This window comes from Paenisporosarcina sp. HGH0030, from assembly GCF_000411295.1.
In the GTDB taxonomy this organism is placed as follows: Bacteria; Bacillota; Bacilli; order Bacillales_A; family Planococcaceae; genus Paenisporosarcina.
Map to the genome: position 1 here is coordinate 1,368,489 of NZ_KE150421.1, position 21,721 is coordinate 1,390,209.

Genomic DNA, 21,721 nt, shown 5'->3' on the forward strand with positions numbered 1-21,721 from the left:
TAAATATCACTCTTAACACTTCTGGTTATAAGTCCATTTTCTGTGACTGATTAATATTAGACACGATTATTTCACTTCCCTCTTCTAGTTTCCTCTCCCACTCCTCTATTAATGCTAAAGCTACTTTACGTTTCTGTTCTAAGTCGAGTTTATATTCCAATAAAAAACCTCCTAAAGAATTTTCTTCTTTAGGAGGCTTTCTAAACTATCCATTTTCTTTTCCTTCGGTCACTTTTTTGTCCAAAGAAAATAAATTTTCAACAGTACCATTGTCATAGGTCCCAATAACCATAATTTACAAAATAGTAACATAATTATACATTTTCTTAATTTAGTTTCTATAAAAACCATAAATTCCTTTTGTATGATTAAAGTAGAAATACATAAATCGATTAGGAGGATTCATTATGATGACAAAATATCAAAGACGAAAAGCAGTATCGTTCATGTTGACTGTTGCTTGTGCCATTGTTGCTCTTTCTGGTTTCGGACAAAACTCCTTTGCCGATGAAACCGAGTTCCCACGCGGAGAATCGGTTGACGTTAAGGTAATGTCTTATAACATTCATCACGGTGAAGGGACAGATAAGGTTTTGGATTTGGAACGGATTGCTCAGGTTATTGAAAACTCGGAGGCAGATATCATTGGCTTGCAGGAAGTGGACAATCATTGGTCTAGTCGCAGCAACTTCGAAGACCAGGCAAATTGGCTGGCAAAACGGCTTGGCATGTTTTATGTGTATGGAGCAAACCTTGATAATGCACCATTAATCGAAGGGGAACCGCGCAGCCAGTATGGGACAGCGATTTTAAGCAAATATCCAATCTTAGATTCTGAAAACCACAAACTTACTAAAATTGGAAACACGGAGCAGAGAGGCCTGCTAGAGGCGACGATCAATGTTAAAGGAAATCAAGTTCACTTTTATAATACTCACCTAGCGCTGACTTCCGCAGAACGCGAAATCCAGATTCGGGAAGTCAATGAACTTGCTGGGCAAGTTAAAGGACCTAAAATTATCATGGGTGATTTAAACGCAAAACCGGAAAGCCCGGAAATGCAGCTGATGATTTCCAATTTTAGTGATGCTTTTGCTGATCAACCTACAGCTTACACTTATTCTTCAATAAACCCTACTGTGAGAATCGACTATATTTTCACAACCGATAATATCGAAACAGTCAATGCCGAGGTGATTCAAACTTTAGCTTCTGATCATCTCCCAGTGACCGCTGTTATCAAACTTGAACGAAACGAGCCATTTAATAATGGACAAAAGTAGATGGGTGACAGCTTACACTATTTCCGGTAAGAATTTTGGATTTTTGAGCATAGGAAACACTTTATGCACTTAAGAGCTATTCATTCACAATAAGCCAGACAGGAATACTATGAATGAATTCTCTCTTCTCGGATCTTAATTGGAAAACTACCTTGCATTAAAGACTCCGGCACCTAAGCCGATTTCCCCTGATCCCAGAAGAGAGATACATTATTTTTTTGGTTATGCAGCTAAAGCGTTGTCATAGGTATTGGGATGACGCAGCTTTTTCTTTAAAAAAAGTTGCCGACTCCATAAGAGACGGAGAGTAAGCAAAGGAAAATTTACTAGATTGAAGGGTGTGTAGAGGTGAGAAAGTTCGTTTTATGGAACATGATGCTCTTATTCATTATTACGATAACGTTGTGTCCTGTTAACGCTTCAGCTCACACAGATAACAGCGAGGGATATTCAAACATCACGCTGGATCGAGATAAGCTGAATGTAGAGCTTTATATAGACTATTTTGAGCTTGGAAGGTTGATAGATTTCGAGGTTAATCCAGGTTCCTCTAAGGACCAATTGACAAAGGCATTGGAAGATAAACAGGATGCTGTAACGGAATACCTGGCCTCCCATTTTCAACTATTCACGGATGGAGCTAAATCAGAAGGAATGATAAAGGCAACAGAGGTTGTAAAAAGAACGAACCGAGATTATGCCAAAATCACGCTTGAGTTCCCCCGCCCTGCCAAAGAGAAATCGATCCAAATTCAGTACAGCGTCTTTTTTGACGATAATGACCCCATGCACAGGAACATCGCAACCTATAACTTGGATAAAGTAAAAGGACAATTTGTTTTTCATGGGGGTGAACGGGAACTGCAAATCGGCAAGGAAACCATCATCGGCCAAATCATCCGGTTTATTCAACTCGGATTCCACCATATTATGATCGGGTATGACCATATCCTGTTTGTGATCGCTCTTTTACTTGGTACGCGCCGATTTTCAGATATTCTCAAAATTATTACTGTGTTTACTTTGGCCCACAGTATTACACTAGGCCTCACTGCCTTAAAGCTAATCAATCTCCCTTCCGAGATTATAGAGCCTCTCATTGCGTTAAGTATTGCATTCGTCGCCCTGGAACATTTCTTCGGATTCTCTACGAAGCTCCGTTTTGCCGTCGTATTTGGCTTTGGACTGATCCATGGGGTGGGATTTGCCGGTGCATTACAGCTGTCAAATGATGTAACCTGGCGTTCGCTTTTGTCCATTTTGTCTTTTAACGTTGGTGTTGAAGTAGGACAAGCACTGATCATCATGCTGCTATTTCCCATTCTTCTTTATATCCGCCGATTCGAATGGTCAACTGTCGTCTACGGATCGGCAACCGCTGGTATTTTTGGAATGGGATTATTCTGGTATTTTGAGCGATTTTTAGCCTAATGCTGAATCTCTTTCCTTTTCTTATAGGGGGTGGTTCAAAAAGAGTAGCTTAAGGGTGTTAAAAATACGAGATTAATAGGAGGAATAAGAATGAAACCTTTAAATGAAAAAGGGAAAACGGTGAAGGAAAAGCTTAAACCGATTACCGTAGCCGTGATGTGTAGTCTTGCTTTGGCGGCTGTCGTCAAACCGGTTGTCGCAGATAATCCTAATGCTACTGTTACGGGAACGGTGTTCGCAGACAAAAATGGAAATGGAGTCCGCGATAACAACGAACAAGGAATTCCAAATGTGTCTGTATCAGATGGTAAGAGCATTTCCGTTACCGATGATTCAGGAAAGTATACACTGACGGCAAACATTGAAAGACGCCAGTCGGATATCGTCTTTGTTACCGTTCCTAGCGGGTATAGCGTCCCAACAGACGAAAACAAAACACCCCAGTTCTATAAGCAACTTGGCAACCTCGAGGCCGGTGAAACACGAGAACAAAACTTCGGACTGCTACTTAAGCCTGAAAGCAATAATCCTAACTTTTCCTTTGCCAACGTGGCCGATGTTCACGTGGAAGCAGGGTCAAATAATAACCGTGAACGATTCACATCACAGCTAGCGCAAATTAACGAATCGACAGGAAACCCGGCCTTTATCGCCATTAGTGGCGACTTGACCAACCGGGCGACCGATGCAGAATATCAGGATTATACAGCGAGCACAGCTACATCTGCTGTTCCTGTCTACCCAGCTGTCGGAAACCATGACTTTGCCCCAGGTTCTAGCTATCAAACAAGAGTAGACCGTTACCGCAAGTATCTCGGACCTGAGTGGTATTCATTCGATTATGGCAACAGGCATTTTGTCACATTGGAAAATACATTGGGCTTCAATGAAAATGACCAATTGGAATGGTTAAAACAGGATCTCGCCCAAAATGCAAAAGACAAAGAAGTAGTAGTATTCGTCCATAAGCCTTTGAATACACCGGAAACCCCGTCACCTGATAACACGAAGAAGTTTATTGAACTTCTTAGCCAGTATCAGACACGACTGGTGATGGTTGGACATACCCATGTTAACGATGTGGCACAAGATACGATTCCAGGTGCTAACCATGTAACGACTGTTTCAAGTGCTTATACGATCGATCAGTCACCGAACGGATTCCGGATGGTTTCTTTCCAGGGCGACCACAAGAATGCTAAGTATAAGATGTATGACGTTAAACAAAGCGCAGCGATTGTCCATCCAGCGGCCGGAAGCGATGTTCCAAAGGGCGAAGTGGACATATTGGTAAATGCCTATAATACGACAAGCAATATCTCTAAAGTGGAATACAGAGTAGATGGCGGCTCATGGAAAAAACTGAAACAAAGCAGCGGAATGGCCTGGTTTACCCAATGGAATGCTAAAAAAGCATCAAAAGGCAAGCATGCCATAGAAGTTAGGGTAACCGACGATGCAGGAAAGGTTTGGGTTAAAAACAACACGTTCAACATCGTGGACTCTCAGCGTATCTCACCTAAGGGCGGTTCTGACTGGACGATGTTCCACGGCAATGCCCAGCATACCGGAGAGGCAAAAGATACACTCGAAGCGGGTATGCGATTAGGTTGGACCTACCGGACACCAGGTACGATTCTTACCTCCTCCCCTGCCATTGCAAATGGAATGGTTTATATCGGGACACGTGATGAAAACGGAACGGACCAAAATGCTATCCATGCGGTTGACCTGGAAACCGGCCTAAAGAAATGGGCAGTAAAAGCAGATGCCCAGGTCCAAGCATCCCCAGCAGTAGCAGACGGAGTCGTTTATGCGAATTCGATTCGCGGCACACTCTATGCGATGAATGCAAAAACCGGGGAAAGGATTTGGGAAAAATCCGTTGGCAAGGATCAAGTACAGAGATCCTGGATGTATTATTCTCCAACAGTAGCCGATGGAATCCTATACCAGGCATACAGCACAGGCAGCGGAGGTGCAATCATGGCTCTTGATGCCAAAACTGGCGAACAATTATGGAATGCTCCTTTAGCAGGCGGCTGGATCGTTGAATCCACACCTGTAGTACAAGATGGCAAGGTATTTGTTGGTGCAGACGGCGGCTGGCTGATCTCTCTTGACGCTGCTACAGGCAAGGAAATCTGGCGCAAAAAACCAGCAGGCGGCTGGATGCACTCCATGCCTTCCATCTCAGATGGCCGTGTGTTTATGGGGTACCAGGGCGGTTTAATCGTCTCACTCGACGCCTCGACAGGCAACGAGCTATGGCGCTATAAGAGCTCCGATAAATCCTACATTCATGGTCAGGCAACTGGTTCCTCCCCTGCCGTAGCGGATGGAGTCGTCTACATGGGATTCCCTGACGGAAACGTTGCTGCAATAGACGCGGGCACAGGTTCCTTAAAATGGAAATATCGTACGGATGGCGGAATCATTTCATCAGCAGCCGTTAGTGGAGAAACCATCTTCATCGGTTCCAACGACGGAAATCTTTATGCGCTTGACCGAATAACAGGACAGCCATTATGGCATCATGAAATTGGAGCTTGGGTGGCATCTTCCCCTGCGATTTCAGGAAATACACTTGTTGTTGGTGCTCATGATGGAAACCTTTATGCATACACACCTGGAGGAAAATCTGCCCAAAGATGGCCGCGAGTAACCGGTAAGGTGACGGATGCTGATACCGGAAAACCGGTAGCCGGTGCGACCGTTGTAGCGACCGATACCGAGGGGAACCGCCAGACTTCAGTAGCCAATGCTGATGGCCAATACCTGATCGGATTAAAACCAGGCAAATATACTCTTTCTACAAAACGAAGAGGGTTTTATTCAGACACTTCTCTTTCTGTCACGATGGTAGAGGGGAAAAATGAAACGAAGGAACTAAAGCTAAACGCCATCACCGAGCCGATTGCAGGAGAATCTCAGGAAGCTCCAGATTTTCATGCAGGAAGCACCCGCTTGGACGCAACAACAGACAACCCGTACCATTACATCATCAATAACAAGGTAGAGGCGACCATCTCAACACAAGTGGCTGCCAATAATCAGGCAGGTACTTTCCAGCCTGGATGGCTAGGCGATTTTGCCCTACAGGATGATAATGCCATGGAAACCTTGGATTGGAGCGAGTTAATCCTTTCACCGACTATGAATGATCCACAAGTTCCATGGAACCGTTCTGGAGAATGGCTGTCTCTTCCTAAAATCGAGACCTTAGGAAACGCAATAAAAGCTTCCGGAGAAGCACAAATTGATCCGTCCATCAAGACGTCGGTCACCTACCAATTGCTTCCGGATGCACCGGTGGCCAAGCTAACCTTGGAATTAGAAAATACCGGAACAAAAGATTTCAAAGGATACTTCCAATATTTACTCGATCCAGACAGTTCTGATGACACGGCAATAGTTCCAGGTTTTGCAAACGTTAATCCCGGCTTCAAGACTTCCGGATGGACGGGGAATTATGTGTATGATGGGCCTAAAACCGCTATAAACAGCCCGGCACATGGGATTGCCTGGGTCAAAGACAAACCAACTGGGATCAGTGCCTTCGGTTATATTTTCGGTGCCTCCTTTGATGCAAGTGTAGCAGCAGGCGAAAAACGGACAATCAGCTGGTACCACATCACCGACTATCCTGCCGAAGGAACGAACCCCGCAGCTAATATTGAGCGGTGGGCAACACAGCTGGAAACATTGGATCCAAATGCAGCAGAGTAATCTCTACATCCACTTTTACTTGACTGTTTTATAGTTTGATAGAATACTCATTAAATTGACCCTAATGAAAAGGAGTGCCGGAGTTTTCGGCACCCCTTTTTTAAGTGAATGTTGGGCAGTAAATGTTTTATTTGAAAGGGGATGCCCTTGCACATTGGTTGACATACTTCCGGATGAGGAAGTGATCACCTTCAGTTAAAAGTTGAACTAGGGGACATCAGGAAGGTAAACAAAAAAACCGAAGGCGCGACAACGCAAACGGCTTAAAGAAAAGAACGCCCCCTATTGCCACTCCGCACTAACCCGCCATAATCACCCTCTGCATTAACTATCAAATGCTACTATAGTGAAGTCATTAACTTCATTACCATTAAGAAAAAGCTCCGTGTAAAGGCAGCTTAAACTAAGCAGTTAGCCATCCATGTAGCGCAAAACCAGGCTACTACACAAGATGCTGTTTTTAAATAAAGTCACGATGTTTTTAAAAAAGACGCGATGTTTTGAATAAAATCGCGACGTTTATAAAAAAGTAGCGATGTTTTGCCCCTTTGGATCTGTTTATATAAAGGGGTGTTTTTATAGTGAAAAGTGAAAAGAAGTTCTGAACGGAAAGCGCGGATTAAGGAACTATTGAGTAGCAATAAAGTTACTCAACTAAAGGGCCATTTAATTGAATAAATCTAACCGTTTCTAGAGGAAACGGTTAGATTTACGAGAGAAAGTTTATTCACTCGTATTTTTTTAAAACAATAGCCGCATTATGACCTCCAAAACCAAATGAGTTAGATAGCCCCATATTTATTTTCACTTGGCGAGCAACAGACGGTACATAATCTAGATCACATAATGGATCAGGATTTTCTAAGTTAATTGTTGGAGGAACTATCTCTTCCTTTATGCTCATTGCTAAAGCAATTGCTTCAACTCCACCAGCTGCCCCTAACATATGACCAAGCATAGATTTATTAGCTGTTATTGGAATCTGATAAGCTAGCTTTCCAAATAGCTGCTTAATAGCCATCGTTTCAGAGATGTCCCCCACTTTTGTACTTGTTGCATGGGCACTAATAACATCAATTTCCTCAGGAGATATATTGGCATTTTTTAAAGCTGATCTCATTGCAAGATAGGCCCCTCTACCTTCTGGGTGTGTAGCTACCATATGGTGTGCATCTGAACTTGCACCATATCCAATGACTTCTGCATAAATCTTTGCCTCTCTACGTAAAGCATGAGATAAGGATTCTAAGATTAGAATTCCAGCTCCTTCTGACATGACAAATCCATCTCGATTTTCATCAAATGGACGACTAGCTTTAGTTGGATCGTCGTTTCTTGTTGATAATGCTGTAGCATTACCAAAGCTTGCTATTGATAAGTCTGTTATAGCTGCCTCTGTTCCACCCGCAAACATAACGTCAACTTCTCCAGAACGGATTAGTCTAAAGGCTTCTCCGATAGCTGTATTTCCAATTGCACATGCGGAAACAGGAGACATAGAAGGTCCCATGGCGTTCCATTGGATACTAATTTGTGCAGCAGCAGCATTAGAAATCATGGCAGGTACTAGAGTTGGGCTGACTCTTCTTGGTCCCTTCTGTCTAAGCGCATCAATATTTTCAATTAAGGTTTCAAGTCCCCCTATACCTGAACCTACGTATACGCCTAACCTTTCTCCGTCTATACGTTTGAGGTCTAACTCAGAGTCTGTCCAAGCTTGTTCGGCTGCAGCCAAAGAAAATTGAGAAAAGCGATCTAAACGTCTTGCTTCTTTCTTTCCAAAAATTTCATCTGCATCAAAATCTCGTATGACACCTGCAATTTTTGCCTTATGATTAGTAACATCAAATGTATCAATAAGGGATATACCAGACTCTCCGTTAATCAGATTGTTCCAAAATGTCTTGAGGTTGTTTCCAATAGGAGAGACTACTCCCATACCTGTAATCACAACTCTTTCCACTGTTCATCACTCCAAATCAATAATATACTTGTATTTTACAGTCACTTTATCCTATTACAAGTGATTGTTTATCCTGGTATAATTACCACTAGGTTAAATTGGTATGATGAGGAGTTTTAAAAATGAATGATAAAACTAGGCTTGAAGCTTTGTCGACATTCTTAAAAGCTAAGCGTGCTCAAATTAAGCCAGAGTCAATTGGTTTGCCTGTCGGAACCCGGAGAAGGACACCTGGGTTACGAAGAGAAGAGGTTGCACAACTAGCAGGTGTAAGTACCACTTGGTATACATGGCTAGAGCAGGGAAGAGATATAAAAGTTTCTTCAATCGTATTTGATTGTATTTCTACAGCTTTGCAATTAAATAATGATGAAAGAGACTACTTATATGACCTGGCATTAGAAGCAAAATCGGAAATTACACATCCAAAAAAGGATCAATCAGAGCTTAGCCCTTCTTTAAAACGAATACTAGCTGAATTAACATATTGTCCGACTATCATTACGGATCGACATTGCCATATTGTGGGCTGGAATCCTGCAGCTGCTCATGTTTTTTTAGATTTTGAACAAATACCGAATGATCAAAGAAATTTGATTCGTTTAGTGTTCACCAGAAAAGAATTCAAAGCATTGGCCGTCAATTGGGAACATTTTGCGAAAGGTTTTCTTGCCATTTTCCGTACCTATTATGGACACTATTTAGGCGATGAATGGTACAACCAATTTATTAAAGAAATGAGTCATTCACATCCAGAATTCCAAGATTTATGGCTAGAAAGTCAAGTGAGTAAGGCTCCAGAAATGATAATTGAATTCAGACATGCTAAAGCAGGCAAAATGTTGTTTAATTTAACTTCTCTCCAAGTTCAAGGTGATATGGATTTACGGTGCAGTATCTATACACCAGTAGAGGAAACAGATACAGAAAAGAAATTAAAGCGATTAATGAAGAGGGTTTCCGTTGAAAATTAATAAAGTAATTTCGTTATTCCATTATAGGGCGCTATTGTTGTGCAAACACAGGTAGAAAATGATCAAAACTTTTTTATAAAAAATTATTCACTAGCAACAAACAACCCAAGCATTTTGACCAAACTTTTTTCAAAATGTTTGGGTTTCTTCTGTTGAAAAATCAATTTTTGTAGCATGCTTTTGATCAAACTTTATTACAAACCAACACAAGAGAGGATTCGTTTTTAATGAATCCAGATTGGATAGCTTCAGCAACTTCTTTTGCAATCTCTATAATAGTTGAGTTCTTACAAAGCTTTTTGTGCCAAATATGTGCTGATGGTCCTTCTGAATTGAAATCTTTAATTAATAGGAGTTCATAGAATGTACCTTCTTGTTTACACGTAACTATGTATACTGAAAAATTTAATGCTTCAAATATTTTTTGCTTAATGATATATTGCTTGTCAATTTCTTTAATATTTAGGGTCATTGGTAGCACTTCATTATTATTTTCAGACAACGTTAACATTGTAAGCCCCCTAAATTTATAATTTATTAGTAACGAAAGAAACGAACAAAAAAATAAAACGAACAATAAAAAGGTATTGGCTCCTCCTTCGCCAAATACCATGATAGCCACTCAAGCTATCCCCACTAATATATATATTAAAGCTGTATTGTTAATAAAATACATCTTAACTGTTATAGATTTGTAAATGATCTATTATTAAACATTAAAGACTATAAACCTTTCATTCATAGTAGGTTGACATTACATCCGGATTATAAAGTGATCAAATTCATTACTCCATAAGAAAAAGCTGCCCTGTAAAGGCAGCAAGTTCTTAAACTAAGGTACCAGTTAGTTGAAGAAGCTAATAGGAATAATGTCATTCATCTTCTCCCTTAATTTTATCCGAAACATTCCAAGTTAATTAACCCTATAATTAAGTTGGGTATAGTTCGCTCAGAATTGACGATTTTTATTTTTTTCAATCATTATGCTCGTGATCTGGGTTTTCTTAAAATCAAAACGATTATTATTACTAATAGGCTGACTACAATCGTCTCATATGCATTCTCTCGAATACTAGATCCTACCACCATTAACTCAGGATTAAATAATAGTAAAAGGATACCTATGCCAATCGCTTCTGCAAATTTGTTTATAAACGTTTTCATAAGAGTTATTTCCTCCCTTCTTCTTTTCTCTTTCATATAGCAACTCAAGAAATAACCCTATTACATATTTTATTTTATATACTATATCTACTATTTGATAAGTTTAAGGACAAATCTATTAATAAAACTATTAATTCAATAATGAAGAAATTGGGTCATTTGCTTATATTATTAGCAACTAATTTGACTTTTATACATACTTTCAAAAAAATTTTGAATGTAACGAAATACAGTTAAATACATTCATGCCCTTTTCTTCATCCAAGAAATTGTTTCTTGTATTCCTTATATATATAGGGGTAAATAGTTAATTTCATTTTCATACTTTTCTCCACTTAATTGAACTGGATTTTCTGTTAAATACATCATTTCAACCGCGTTTCCTTCACTTGAAGAAAGAGAATAGTGAAATAGTATAAAGCAATCAGGTTTCTATAATATGAGCTAAGAATGTTTCTACTTTCCTTAGCTCATAAAAACAAGGCCAATCCTCAGAAAGGATTGACCTTGTTTTTTGTGAATTTATTGTACTTAATGTCTAGTAGTACCTGAAGTTATGTGTAATTCATTGTTACCGAATGAATCCGTTTTTCTGGCATTCGGATCTAACAACACGAGCAGCTTTCCATCTTTAACATCCCGTTCGTATTAATCTGCCTCATCTTCCGGAATGCCCATCCCAATTAATGCTCCAGCTAGTCTGCCTGTACCTGCACCGACTGCAGCTCCCCGTTAGTTGAAGAACGATTAAATTTACAATAATACTATTTTGCCCCTCACTCTTTTGATTCATTTTCATTTGCAACTTTATTTATTCTTTCTAGCATTGTCGGATGTGAATAACGAAACCATTTTACGAGTAGTGGAGGATTCACCTCATTCAATCCTGCCTTCGTAAGTTCTTGAAAAGTTTTGACAGCTGCCTCCGGGTCGTCCATTAGGTTTATTGCATACTGATCAGCTCTTGTTTCCTGATATCTAGAAATATAATTTGAAATTGGACTTGAAACGAATAATAGAAAAGATGTAATAAGTAAAAATAATGGCAATGAATGAATAGCGTTTACTCGTTTAATTTTTAATACACGTCCAAAGCGATGGATAGCCCAAGGCATTATTTTAGCGGTTAACCAGAGCCCGACAAGCATCATTAGGATATAACGAGCGATTCCAAAATATATATGTTTCTCCACATAATGCCCCATCTCATGAGCCATGATGAAGAGAATTTCATTTTCTGATAAGCGGTTCAAAGTCGTATCCCATAATACTATTCTTGAATTATTCCCAATCCCCGTAACATAAGCATTTAGAGCATTTGTCTTTTCCGCCATGTTAACTTCATACACATGTTCTGTTGGAATTTTTGCTTGCTCAGCCAACGTGAGAATTTTCGTCTCTAATTCTTTATTTGTTAGTGGATAAAAATCATTATATAAGGGGTCGATTATTACTGGTTGAATAAACATGAGGAAAATGGAGAAAGGAATCATTAGTAACCAGGCATTGAACCACCATCTCTTTGTGCTTTTATTTATAAGCCAATAAAGAACCGTTACAATCACTACAGTCGTTCCTAAGTTAACCCAAAAATCAATGACATTATCTCGCATCCAAGAATTGAAATCCTGGGTACTAATCCCATATTTTTTACTTAAGAAATATCTGTAATAGTCTAAAGGAAATAAAACAATAAACGTAAGAACAGACAGTAAAAATACATATACTGCATTTTGCAAAATTGCCCATTTTTTTTGCAAAGGAATCCATCTTTCAAACGCTTGTGAAAGTCCAGTAATCAGTATAAATAAATAGACAAGCCATTCAAACGGTATTGATACAAAAAAGAGAAAATTCTTTATTCTTGAATACTCCTCACTAAGGTACAATTCTCGATCCGACATAAAAACATGCGGATCTGCAACAGTTCCTTTTAAAGTTGCAGGTATACCCCCACTGCCACTATGGAAGATATAAACATACATCAGGAAAGCATATACCCCAAATAAGAAAAGAGCATTAATTCCCCATTTTTTCGTCAAATCCACTTCACCTCCACTCACTCTCTCTTACATACATTTAGTGTAATCAAAAACGGAAAAGATAGAACCATATTCTAACAAATATGCTTTATTTCCAACTATTCTATTAAGAAAAGCCCACTTTGGACGGACTTAGAGATATCATCACAGAGTATTTATTAAAATGAAAGGAGTGCTGTATTAAAGCCAATATCTAATCAAAACCTAACGAACAATTGGCATGCACATCCGAGTGGACAGATTCTTTTGGTTACTGGCGGAAGAGGCTGGTATTAGGAAAAAGGAAAACCTGCTCAAGAAATATATCCAGGAGATGTAGTGGAAATACTTCCAAATGTAAACACTGGCATGGTGCTGCAGCTGATAGTTGGTTTGTTCATCTTGCCATTGATCCAGATACAACAGTAGGTCCTCCTGAATGGTTCGAAAAATGCGTTAATCCTTCTTTCTATAACCTTAACACCTAAACAAAAAACGCCTAAAACCTTTATCTATCAAGGGTTTTGGGCGTTACAAGAATGGTGGGTTATTTGCGTTAAAACGATACATGCGGAGCATACCTGTAAATACCGAAAGCTAAAACTGCTCCGATAGTTCAATAAGAAAAAAGGCTTCATTCCTTATTGAAGTAAAGCACCCGTTTGTTGAAGAAGGTTATTTAAAATTATCAATATTAAAGTGGAACCAACTTTATCCTACTATTTTAGGCGATGAGCATTACCCTTCAAACACTACATTGTTTTCTTCGTATGTCAAAGGACCAACTACATTAGATTTCATTTCCAAGTTGCGCTGCTAATTGGAGTACATAAAATACTGCCTATTCAGGCTCTTCATTTTTTAATTCCGTTTTACATACTAGCTCATACTTTGTCTTATCTTTCCAATATTGCTCCAAAGATATAGTTACAATTTTATAGTTTACTGCAGACGTTGAAGCAACCAATAAAATGCTAAAACAAAAATAAGGCAAGACGCTGAGATCATCATTTTACGATACCATGGGAACCTGCGCAGCCAATTCAAGAGAGGCAGTAATAGACACAATACCATGAACTGACCCGTTTCCACTCCTAAATTAAATGAGAGGAGTGTGCCAATCAGATTGCTCTTTGGAAGTCCTATTTCAGTCAAAGCCCCGGCGAAACCCATACCGTGAATCAGGCCAAATATGGCTGTCAATAGCCACCGCCATTTCACCTTTTGAACAAATATATTTTCCACTGCCACATAACAGATGGTCAGCGCTATAAAAACTTCGACCCAATGCGAACTGACCTGAATACGGTCGGTGGCCACCAAGAATAGTGTTATGCTGTGGCCGATTGTAAAAGCAGTAACAATTTTCAACGCATCCTTGAAGCGAGATGCGATTAATACTAAGGATAACAAAAACAGCATATGATCGAACCCGGTCAAAATGTGTTCGATTCCAAGTACAAAGTATTTCCATAGGACGGATTCACTTTCAGGCTGAGCAATGGTGATCTGAACATCTTTTTTTTTGGTATCAAGAATATTCTGATAGAAATAATCCCCTGAATGGACCAAAAGTACATTCGTATGTAGAGGCGCATCTTCAAACATCAGATTGTAATGAAGATTAAATTGTTCGATAGCTTCATCGGCGGTTATCCTTAATTTAAAAATTACGCCAATCGTGGAACCCTTTTCTGCCAACTCCATCGAAAGCATTTCCATCGTTAAGGGCTTCGAATCCACATCTATACGAAGATCTTTCTGTAATACCGATTCGATTCTTTCTTTCTGCGAGGACAGTTCCTCGTTATCCAGATATTTATCCTTGTTGGTATCAAATTGTTCCAGCATGTCTATTTGATCAAGAAAAAGTTCATAGTCAATCGTTTTCCCTTTAATGTTTAAATTCGAGTAACCCCTACTTTTGTCGGTATGGGCAAATGAAGTGCTGGCATTCGCACAAAATATTAAGGTGACTATGAACAAGGACAGGAATGCACGTAGTTTCAAAGCGAGACCTCTTTTCATCAAAGTTAAAATCTAATCCCTCGGAGCGAATCGTAATTGTGTCAATAAATATTGAGCGCCTTAATATAGAACGTCCCGCAGCAAATATTTTGCCGCGGGACCTCTTTTCATCAAAGTTTAAATCTAATCCATTGAGCGAATCGTAATTGTGTCAATGAATATTGAGCGCCCCGCAGCACATGCTGCTGTGATTTCCTCCCATACAATATTCACTGCCCCTGTTGTTCCGTCATTGTATATGGCCTCAACCTTAGCAGGAAGTGCGGGTATTTCTCCTACGTTCGTATTCACGGCAACCGGTTTGAAGTCTACGATGTCTTCGGTATTACACTTTCTGTTTCAAGGACGCTAATCTCCGTAGCCGGAAGCACTGGCGCTAAAATTTTCATTTCCGACAAACCGACATTTGGTCCGCTTCCACCGGATACCTGGAATTTGACCCATGTCACCGTCTTGTCAGGGAAAGTTACAGAATAAGCGCTCCCGTCATTCGGGATTCCTGAAACCGTCACAGTGCTTCCGTCGCTAAAGGTAAGCGTTCCGCCGGGCGCCCAGTCAGCTAAATAAGGTCGATCATAGAAGGTAATCTTGCTGATCGTTTGATTCGACGTCCAATTCACCTGGATCCATGGATTCTGTTCTCCCTTTGACGCCCATTCGCCCGATTGCCCTATGATGCCATCGAACACTTTGTCGGGAGAACGAGCGGCATCGTAATACGATGAAGCGGTAACTGCGGCGGTCCACGCTGGGATCTTATTAACAGTTACTCTAATGCTTGTTGTTAAAGGCACGTTATTGGGATTTGCCACCCCAGTTGGCAAAGTTACAGTTCCATTTACAGTGAAGGTCTGCGCCGTCGTGGCAGTGGGATCATAGTTTGAAGCATCTACATTCCATGTCACATTGGCATTATCCACCCTGCCTGCATCGGTATCCAAGGATACTGTCTTTGGCAATCCAAGGGCGTCCGCTGTCTTCGCCGTTCCGATTGCCACCTCTGTTATGTCAGCAGGTACTGTGATGCTGTTCAATTTTTTTTCTTGAATCTCTATCAATTCAAACCAGCGAAAAACCCAAAAACCTGCATTTACATTCAGCCTTATTTTATGTGAGCCTTCACTCAGTCTGACCGTTTCGGATTTAATGACATAGTTGGTCGGACCCCCAGTTGAGATTGAGGTTCTCGTTTGAGGTACTCCATCTACCAGGAATTCAACCTCTCCCGTATACCCCGCGTTTGATGCCACCTTGTAATTTAATTGATAGAATCCCGATTTTGCCACATCTACGTTATATTCCATCCAGTCGCCTATTTCCATAGCACCCACTCGCCATGCGGGTCCGCCATCATTAATCCGTTGATTTCTAAGTACAGCACCTTGTTTCGAATTGTAGTTTGCACTTTCTATCCTTCCTGGCACCAATGCTGAACCAGGCAATACATCTAAAATATTTACATTAAAGCTGGCTGTCTTTCCACCTAGAGTCACAGCCAGTTGCACTTTTCCTATACGAAAGGACTTAAAGCCGGTAATATTATCAACCGTTACGTTTTCCACTTTTGTTGTTCCATCGCTGTAAGTGCCTGTCACAACCAGCCCGTCTATATTAAGCCCATCTCCCTGCAGGTAATTCAACTTTGTTGGCAGTTTAGTTATTTCGATGCTTTGCAACTTAACGTTAGAAGTCTCGTTGGCAATTGCCATGATCTGATCTGTAGACAATGCTTGATTGTAAACCCTTACTGCATCAATACGTCCATTGAAGCTTTGTTGGCCTCTACTGTCTGCACCGATATACGTTCCCGTTGTTGGCGTATAAGGAGCTGTTGTATTATTGGTTACCGGTGTGCTCTTGCCATTGATATAAAGCTCCCAGGTGCCGCTTCTTCTTGCCGCCGTGATATTGGTCCATTGGCCCGCCGTCAAAGCAGTCTGCGATCCAAGGATCGTCTGCCCGTTGATTGCAATGGACACCTTATCGCCTTGGTCATGATCCAACACGATGGAATATCCATTGGTAAAGCCATCACCATTGGACAATATTTGTTGAGATCCTGAGGTTGCACCATTCCACTTCACCCAGGCTGTTAGCGTTAGATTGTTCTTTTTATTGGATACAAGATCTGTACTTGCATAATTATCGTCTGCACCGTTCAGGCTGAGTGAAGCGGAACCTTCCATTTTATCCGTCTTATCATAGGCAGCACTTCCATGCAAAGTTGCATTAAACCCATTCTTGATACTGTCGTTGCCATTGCCGTTAAATCCCCACATCCTTTTGGGATCGTTACTATCCATAATTTGGAATTTATCTATGTGCACACCCGCTGCATTGCTATCGCTTTTTATGACGATCTTGTTATTTGGACCCGTATTCAGCTCAACAGGTACCACCAATTCGTTATACGAACTCATGCTTCCGGTAGTCGGAAAGCTGAGCGTCTGTACTTTGGCTCCATTTACATATATTCCCTTGGTAACATTGGCAGCATCGGTAGCATACCTGATTTTCAATATTTTGTTGCCGCCAGAAGCTCCTCCGTCAACCTTGAGCGACTCGATATATGCTTTTCCATCGTTCATTTTCACGTACTTGCCGCCGGACGGATTTACGTCGTCGCCAGCGGTTGCATATGCGAATACACTATCCTCGGCTTCATACATGCCGGTTGTATTCGGGTGCAGACTCATAGTACCTTCCCAAATGGTTTTTTGTGTATTTACATCCCTTCCCTTTATATGTAACTTGTCTTTATATACATCAACAATCATAGCTTGATTATTTAAAACGGCACCGTCTCTTACTGCAGTGAATCCATTGGTGTACATGTTGCCTTCTATCTTAGTATCGTCGTGAAGATGTCCTGTTGTTAAAATAACCTGTGGATATTTTTCAAGGATATCTCTGAACTTCTGTTCCTGTACCAAATTTTCATTATAATTGTCCGAAGAATATGACTTGGATACTGTCTGGTGAATAGGATTATGCGTGAACACAAAAATCGGCTTGTCCGGAACAGCATTTTCAGCAAGCTTGCTTTCAAACCAGGCTAACTGTTCGTCGGACATATACGCGTAATTGGTCGGTTTCTTATCAAACCCTAAAAATATGAAATCATATTCTTGTATTTCCCGGTGGTAATACACCTTCTCTTCTGGTATTCCTGCCTTTTGTATAAATCTGTTCTTCGCTACATTAAAATCCGGCTGCCAATCGTATTCATGATTTCCCATTGCATAATATACCGGCGGATGATCTTTTACAGAATTGATAGCATTTCTTATGGCGTCATATTCACCGCTATCCCCGAGATTGGTTATATCCCCGGCTAAAACTATTGCACTTACATTATTATTTTTAGCATCCGTTACAGCTTTAGCCGTTTTACCCGTATCGCTATGCGTGTCCGACATTGACATGAAGCTGAAGATAGGATCTTCCGTAGTGTTTTCTACCCCTGCTGCAGAGCTTTCTGCCGAAGTACTGCCTACTACACCCATCAGGGCTACATTCACCAGCATGAGTGATAGAAATGACTTTTTTAGCCTTTTAAGAAATAGCATAATTAATCCTCCTGTTTTTTCTTGTAATACTCAATATGCCGTTTGTCGTCTTGCTTAGACCGTTAAGGGGTCCCTTAGAGGGGTTGAAAATCAGGATTTTATATTACTTAATCACTTAGCTGGAAAAATTCGTGTTTTGAAGGCGAAACCCCGTTAACGTCGAATCTTGTTGTCCCTCCCTCGTCGTAAAGTTTTTGAGCTAAATTCGCAAGCATTGATCCTATACAACACTTGCTACAAGATTTCCACCCCCTCCAGAATCAAATTTGCTTAACTGCTTAATGGTAAGTGATAAATTTTAATAGAGTGTATATCCAACGTAAATATTTTGTAATGTTGATATGTTGTTATAACCATATAATTCGAAATATTAATATAATTATCTATTGTCTTAACCTAAAGCCACCTCTTTAGTCAGACAATCCGGTATTGTCTTAACAAATTATAGTAAACTTTATGAAGCTTTTAAAAAAATTCGATTAAAATTTAGCGAGCATCCTCAATTTCTAGTTAAAAAATAAACCTCGTATTTTGAACAAAGTTTGATCAAAATACAAGGTTTCAGCTGTTTATTGCTATTCACTTTTTAAAAAAATGTTTGATTATTTCGGAAATCGAATCTTCAACTAAAGCACCCGTTAGTTGAGGAAGACTTACTTACTGACTTAGCAACCACACTGTCTACTAAGCAGTTTTACTGTGTAATAAATAAATTAAATTGAATGACTATTACTATTGCAAGTAACATTATTACCCCTTCGCTAAGAGTTAGAATATATTGTTTGGGGTTCTGCGAATATTTCCTCTCAAAAAATGCTCTTACAGGATAATCTAATCCAATGCAGAAAATTGGTATTAGTAAAAGGTAATTTGGATAATTTTCAACTATCACCAATATATTGGTAATTATAATTGTGATAATAGAAGTAATTCTGATACCCCAATCAATTTTCCTGTGCAGATTGTTTATGTGGTTGTAAGAAAAAAAGGAATTTTTTTCTTTTTCAATCTTAAGTACTTTTTTCAAAAGAAGCTTTACTACCACATTTAAACCAAACACTATCAACACAAAGAGTGCCAACTTTATCAAGAACATATGATCCTCCCGTTATTAAAATGACCTACTCTATAGTTGTAAAAGTAACTTAGGAATCTTCCACTAAAGCACTCGTTAGTTAAATAAAATAGCAGGTTAATTTGTCGACTTCTTATGTACCCATTTATTTCCAAACTTCCAAATATAGAAAAAAGTACAAGTAAGAATTGCACCCATAATCATCCCAATTACTGTTAAGTTTATTCCTGTCCCCGTGTTAGTACCATCTGCACGAATAGATGCATTAGCATATATCGAGACGCAAACGATAATGAAACCAATCCATTCAAAAATCTTAGTTCTCATCACTCCCCCCCTTATAAATAAACTATAACATAATTTACCAATTAGAAGCTCCCCACCTTCTTCAACTAAACTGCCCCGTTAGTTTAACAACATAGAAATCCAAAAACGGTCTGATGTATTTAATAAACCCACAACACTTGAAGCTATTTCCTCAAAATCGTCTTCTGTTTTTGCATTCTCAAAATCAAACCATATTCCTTCTTCATCAACTGATTTTGCTCCTAACCTAAACCGATTGTTTAGATGATGAGTAGTTGCTTTGTTTGGTGGGATTTTTTCTCCCCAACTCATAGTTACACCTTCTATTGGACACGTTTCCAATTCAACTCCAAATGAACCACCCAATCTGTTGAATTGGATAGTAATTAAATCTATAATCTTTTCATTTGTCCGTCTAAAGTGAGGAAACGAGCCTTTAAATTCTTGTTTTCTTAAAGCCGGTATCACAATTTTTTTAAGGCATTATCCATCATTTTTCTTTGATTCGATTCCATTTTTTCTCCTTTCTCAGGTTAATTTGTTCAACTAACCTGCCCCGTTAGTTCAATAAGAAAAAAAGCTGCCTAAGCAGCCCAATGATTTTTACTAAAGCACCCGTTAGTTGAAGAAGGGTAAAGATGAACAAGCATTTGTTGGTCAAAATAATAAAAGACCGTCACAGAGTAACCGGATCTGTTTTGAGGTACAAGTAAGCAATTACTAAAAAGAGTCCTGATTCTTTTATGAATCGGACTCTTTATTTTTCTATATGTCTAAGCATTTCCGCCGTAAAAAATGATTGCGGTTTATAATTCCTTTTCGGTTGTGTTTTAATGTTTTGTGCACCTAAACAGAACCTGTTAGTCACAGCACAGTAATTTCTTCAACAAAAGTCCCCCTCAAGTGTTTTCATAATCACTCTGAGTTCTAATGCTAAGTAAAAGGAAATTGGCGATTTGATAAACATTGTTCGACCAAAATTGCCCTAAGCAGGTCGAATTTAGTGAGCGCTAAAAAGGTATAATTTATTGCTTAAAGTAAAAAATATAATGGATGTGATACTTGATAATAATTGGATTAGGGAAGTGAAGAATTGAAGGGAAAGTATGTTTTAGTGTTATCTACAATTATTCTTGTAAGTTCCATTTTCCATGTTGGATTTAATGTATTTGCTGATAAGGGACGTCGCCATTACGAACAAACTGGGGAAGTGGTGTGGGATATAAAAACGGAAGAAAAAATAGTAGCTCTTACATTTGACGACGGTCCCCACCGAAAATATACTGCTGAAGTTTTAGATTTATTAGCTAATTACGATGCTAAAGCTACTTTCTTTATTATTGGAGAAAATGCAGAAAAATATCCGGAACTTGTATTAAGAGTACACAATGAAGGGCATGAAATAGCAAATCACACATATACACATCCTTTAAAAACAACAATCACAAAATTAGAGAAAGAATTAAAACAGACCAATGAAACAATATACAGTATTACGGGTTCTTACCCAAAGTTGTTTCGACCTGTTGGCGGGCAATATACAGATGACATGATAAAGTTGGCTGTGGACAAAGGATACACAGTTGTAATGTGGTCATGGCATCAAGATACAGAGGATTGGAAAAACCCCGGTGTTAAAAAAATCGTCAATAAAGTATTGAATGTTACAAAACAGGGCGACATCATTCTTTTCCATGATGGTGGCGGTAATCGTAAACAGACGGTGAAAGCACTTAAGGAGATTTTGCCTGAACTTCAAAAACAAGGGTACAAATTTGTAACTATTTCTGAACTTATTGAGTATAAAAATAACGAATAAAAGTGGTTGAAGCAGAAGGTTTTCCATAATTTCCACGTTATTAGGGTTATATAGGTAACCTTCCGATTTTCCCCTTATTCAACTAACCTGCCCCTTTAGTTCAATAAGAAAAAAGCTGCCTAAGCAGCCCGGTGATCTTCAACTAAAGCACCCGTTAGTTGAATAAGAAGTTTTATTTAATTCTCTTGATGTTTTTTCTTATACATCTCTTTTAGTACATCTACATATTTATCGCTTGTAAAGTCATCTTTTCCGTCTTTTGCCATTTCCAAATATGCGGCGGTCATCATTTCAATGCTTTTTAGCATCTGACTCATCTAAGGCAATGATTTTTTCTTTTGTTTTTCTAAATCCAACAT

16 protein-coding genes are annotated in these 21,721 nt (G+C 39.4%); 5 read left to right on the forward strand and 11 right to left on the reverse strand.

Going from position 1 to position 21,721, the window contains the following annotated elements; translation table 11 throughout:
• Window positions 1-25: 25 nt before the first annotated feature.
• Window positions 26-160: a hypothetical protein gene (locus HMPREF1210_RS18480; RefSeq protein WP_016427904.1), complete on the reverse strand. Its 135-nt coding sequence runs from the start codon at window positions 158-160 to the stop codon at window positions 26-28.
• Window positions 161-407: 247 nt separating this feature from the next.
• Here HMPREF1210_RS18480 and HMPREF1210_RS06855 point away from each other — a divergent pair, with 247 nt between their 5' ends.
• The 3 genes from HMPREF1210_RS06855 (at window position 408) to HMPREF1210_RS06865 (ending at window position 6,443) form a co-directional block, all read left to right on the forward strand.
• Window positions 408-1,283: an endonuclease/exonuclease/phosphatase family protein gene (locus HMPREF1210_RS06855; RefSeq protein WP_016427905.1), complete on the forward strand. Its 876-nt coding sequence runs from the start codon at window positions 408-410 to the stop codon at window positions 1,281-1,283.
• Window positions 1,284-1,631: 348 nt separating this feature from the next.
• Window positions 1,632-2,714: a HupE/UreJ family protein gene (locus HMPREF1210_RS17270; RefSeq protein ID WP_051123195.1), complete on the forward strand. Its 1,083-nt coding sequence runs from the start codon at window positions 1,632-1,634 to the stop codon at window positions 2,712-2,714.
• Between the two features lie 90 nt (window positions 2,715-2,804).
• Window positions 2,805-6,443 (forward strand): PQQ-binding-like beta-propeller repeat protein, encoded by a 3,639-nt coding sequence (locus tag HMPREF1210_RS06865; protein WP_016427907.1) that lies wholly within the window; start codon window positions 2,805-2,807, stop codon window positions 6,441-6,443.
• Window positions 6,444-7,170: 727 nt separating this feature from the next.
• On the opposite strand, the gene fabF is transcribed toward HMPREF1210_RS06865, so the two are convergent.
• Complete coding sequence (gene fabF, locus HMPREF1210_RS06870) at window positions 7,171-8,406, reverse strand: beta-ketoacyl-ACP synthase II (RefSeq protein ID WP_016427908.1); 1,236 nt, start codon at window positions 8,404-8,406, stop codon at window positions 7,171-7,173.
• A 122-nt stretch (window positions 8,407-8,528) separates the two neighbouring features.
• On the opposite strand from fabF, the gene HMPREF1210_RS06875 reads away from it, so the two are divergent.
• On the forward strand, window positions 8,529-9,380 hold the full coding sequence (locus tag HMPREF1210_RS06875; RefSeq protein WP_016427909.1) for a helix-turn-helix transcriptional regulator: 852 nt from the start codon (window positions 8,529-8,531) through the stop codon (window positions 9,378-9,380).
• Between the two features lie 184 nt (window positions 9,381-9,564).
• Here the strand turns inward: HMPREF1210_RS06875 and HMPREF1210_RS06880 are convergent, their stop codons facing one another.
• From HMPREF1210_RS06880 to HMPREF1210_RS17585, 8 genes are all read right to left on the reverse strand, one after another.
• The gene (locus tag HMPREF1210_RS06880; RefSeq protein ID WP_016427910.1) at window positions 9,565-9,891 is read right to left on the reverse strand and encodes a hypothetical protein; all 327 of its coding nucleotides are present in this window, start codon (window positions 9,889-9,891) and stop codon (window positions 9,565-9,567) included.
• A 1,429-nt stretch (window positions 9,892-11,320) separates the two neighbouring features.
• On the reverse strand, window positions 11,321-12,586 hold the full coding sequence (locus tag HMPREF1210_RS06890; protein ID WP_016427912.1) for a M48 family metallopeptidase: 1,266 nt from the start codon (window positions 12,584-12,586) through the stop codon (window positions 11,321-11,323).
• A 921-nt stretch (window positions 12,587-13,507) separates the two neighbouring features.
• A complete protein-coding gene (locus tag HMPREF1210_RS06895; RefSeq protein WP_016427913.1) occupies window positions 13,508-14,575 on the reverse strand; it encodes a HupE/UreJ family protein in 1,068 nt (355 codons plus the stop codon).
• 141 nt (window positions 14,576-14,716) lie between these two features.
• Window positions 14,717-14,884, reverse strand: a complete 168-nt coding sequence (locus tag HMPREF1210_RS18620) for an Ig-like domain-containing protein (protein WP_196930500.1) — start codon at window positions 14,882-14,884, stop codon at window positions 14,717-14,719.
• A gap of 17 nt (window positions 14,885-14,901) precedes the next feature.
• Window positions 14,902-18,162, reverse strand: coding sequence for a LamG-like jellyroll fold domain-containing protein (locus HMPREF1210_RS06900; protein ID WP_016427914.1), 3,261 nt, complete (start codon window positions 18,160-18,162; stop codon window positions 14,902-14,904).
• A gap of 694 nt (window positions 18,163-18,856) precedes the next feature.
• The gene (locus HMPREF1210_RS06905) at window positions 18,857-19,258 is read right to left on the reverse strand and encodes a DUF4181 domain-containing protein (RefSeq protein WP_016427915.1); all 402 of its coding nucleotides are present in this window, start codon (window positions 19,256-19,258) and stop codon (window positions 18,857-18,859) included.
• Between the two features lie 96 nt (window positions 19,259-19,354).
• Window positions 19,355-19,564 carry a hypothetical protein gene (locus tag HMPREF1210_RS06910; RefSeq protein ID WP_016427916.1) on the reverse strand — a complete coding sequence of 70 codons (210 nt, stop codon included), beginning with the start codon at window positions 19,562-19,564 and terminating at the stop codon, window positions 19,355-19,357.
• Window positions 19,565-19,642: 78 nt separating this feature from the next.
• Window positions 19,643-20,011, reverse strand: a complete 369-nt coding sequence (locus tag HMPREF1210_RS17585) for a DUF4304 domain-containing protein (RefSeq protein WP_196930501.1) — start codon at window positions 20,009-20,011, stop codon at window positions 19,643-19,645.
• Window positions 20,012-20,636: 625 nt separating this feature from the next.
• Here HMPREF1210_RS17585 and HMPREF1210_RS06920 point away from each other — a divergent pair.
• On the forward strand, window positions 20,637-21,362 hold the full coding sequence (locus HMPREF1210_RS06920) for a polysaccharide deacetylase family protein (protein WP_016427918.1): 726 nt from the start codon (window positions 20,637-20,639) through the stop codon (window positions 21,360-21,362).
• Between the two features lie 176 nt (window positions 21,363-21,538).
• Here HMPREF1210_RS06920 and HMPREF1210_RS18485 read toward each other — a convergent pair whose 3' ends face one another.
• Window positions 21,539-21,670, reverse strand: coding sequence for a hypothetical protein (locus HMPREF1210_RS18485; RefSeq protein ID WP_255349282.1), 132 nt, complete (start codon window positions 21,668-21,670; stop codon window positions 21,539-21,541).
• Window positions 21,671-21,721: the final 51 nt, after the last annotated feature.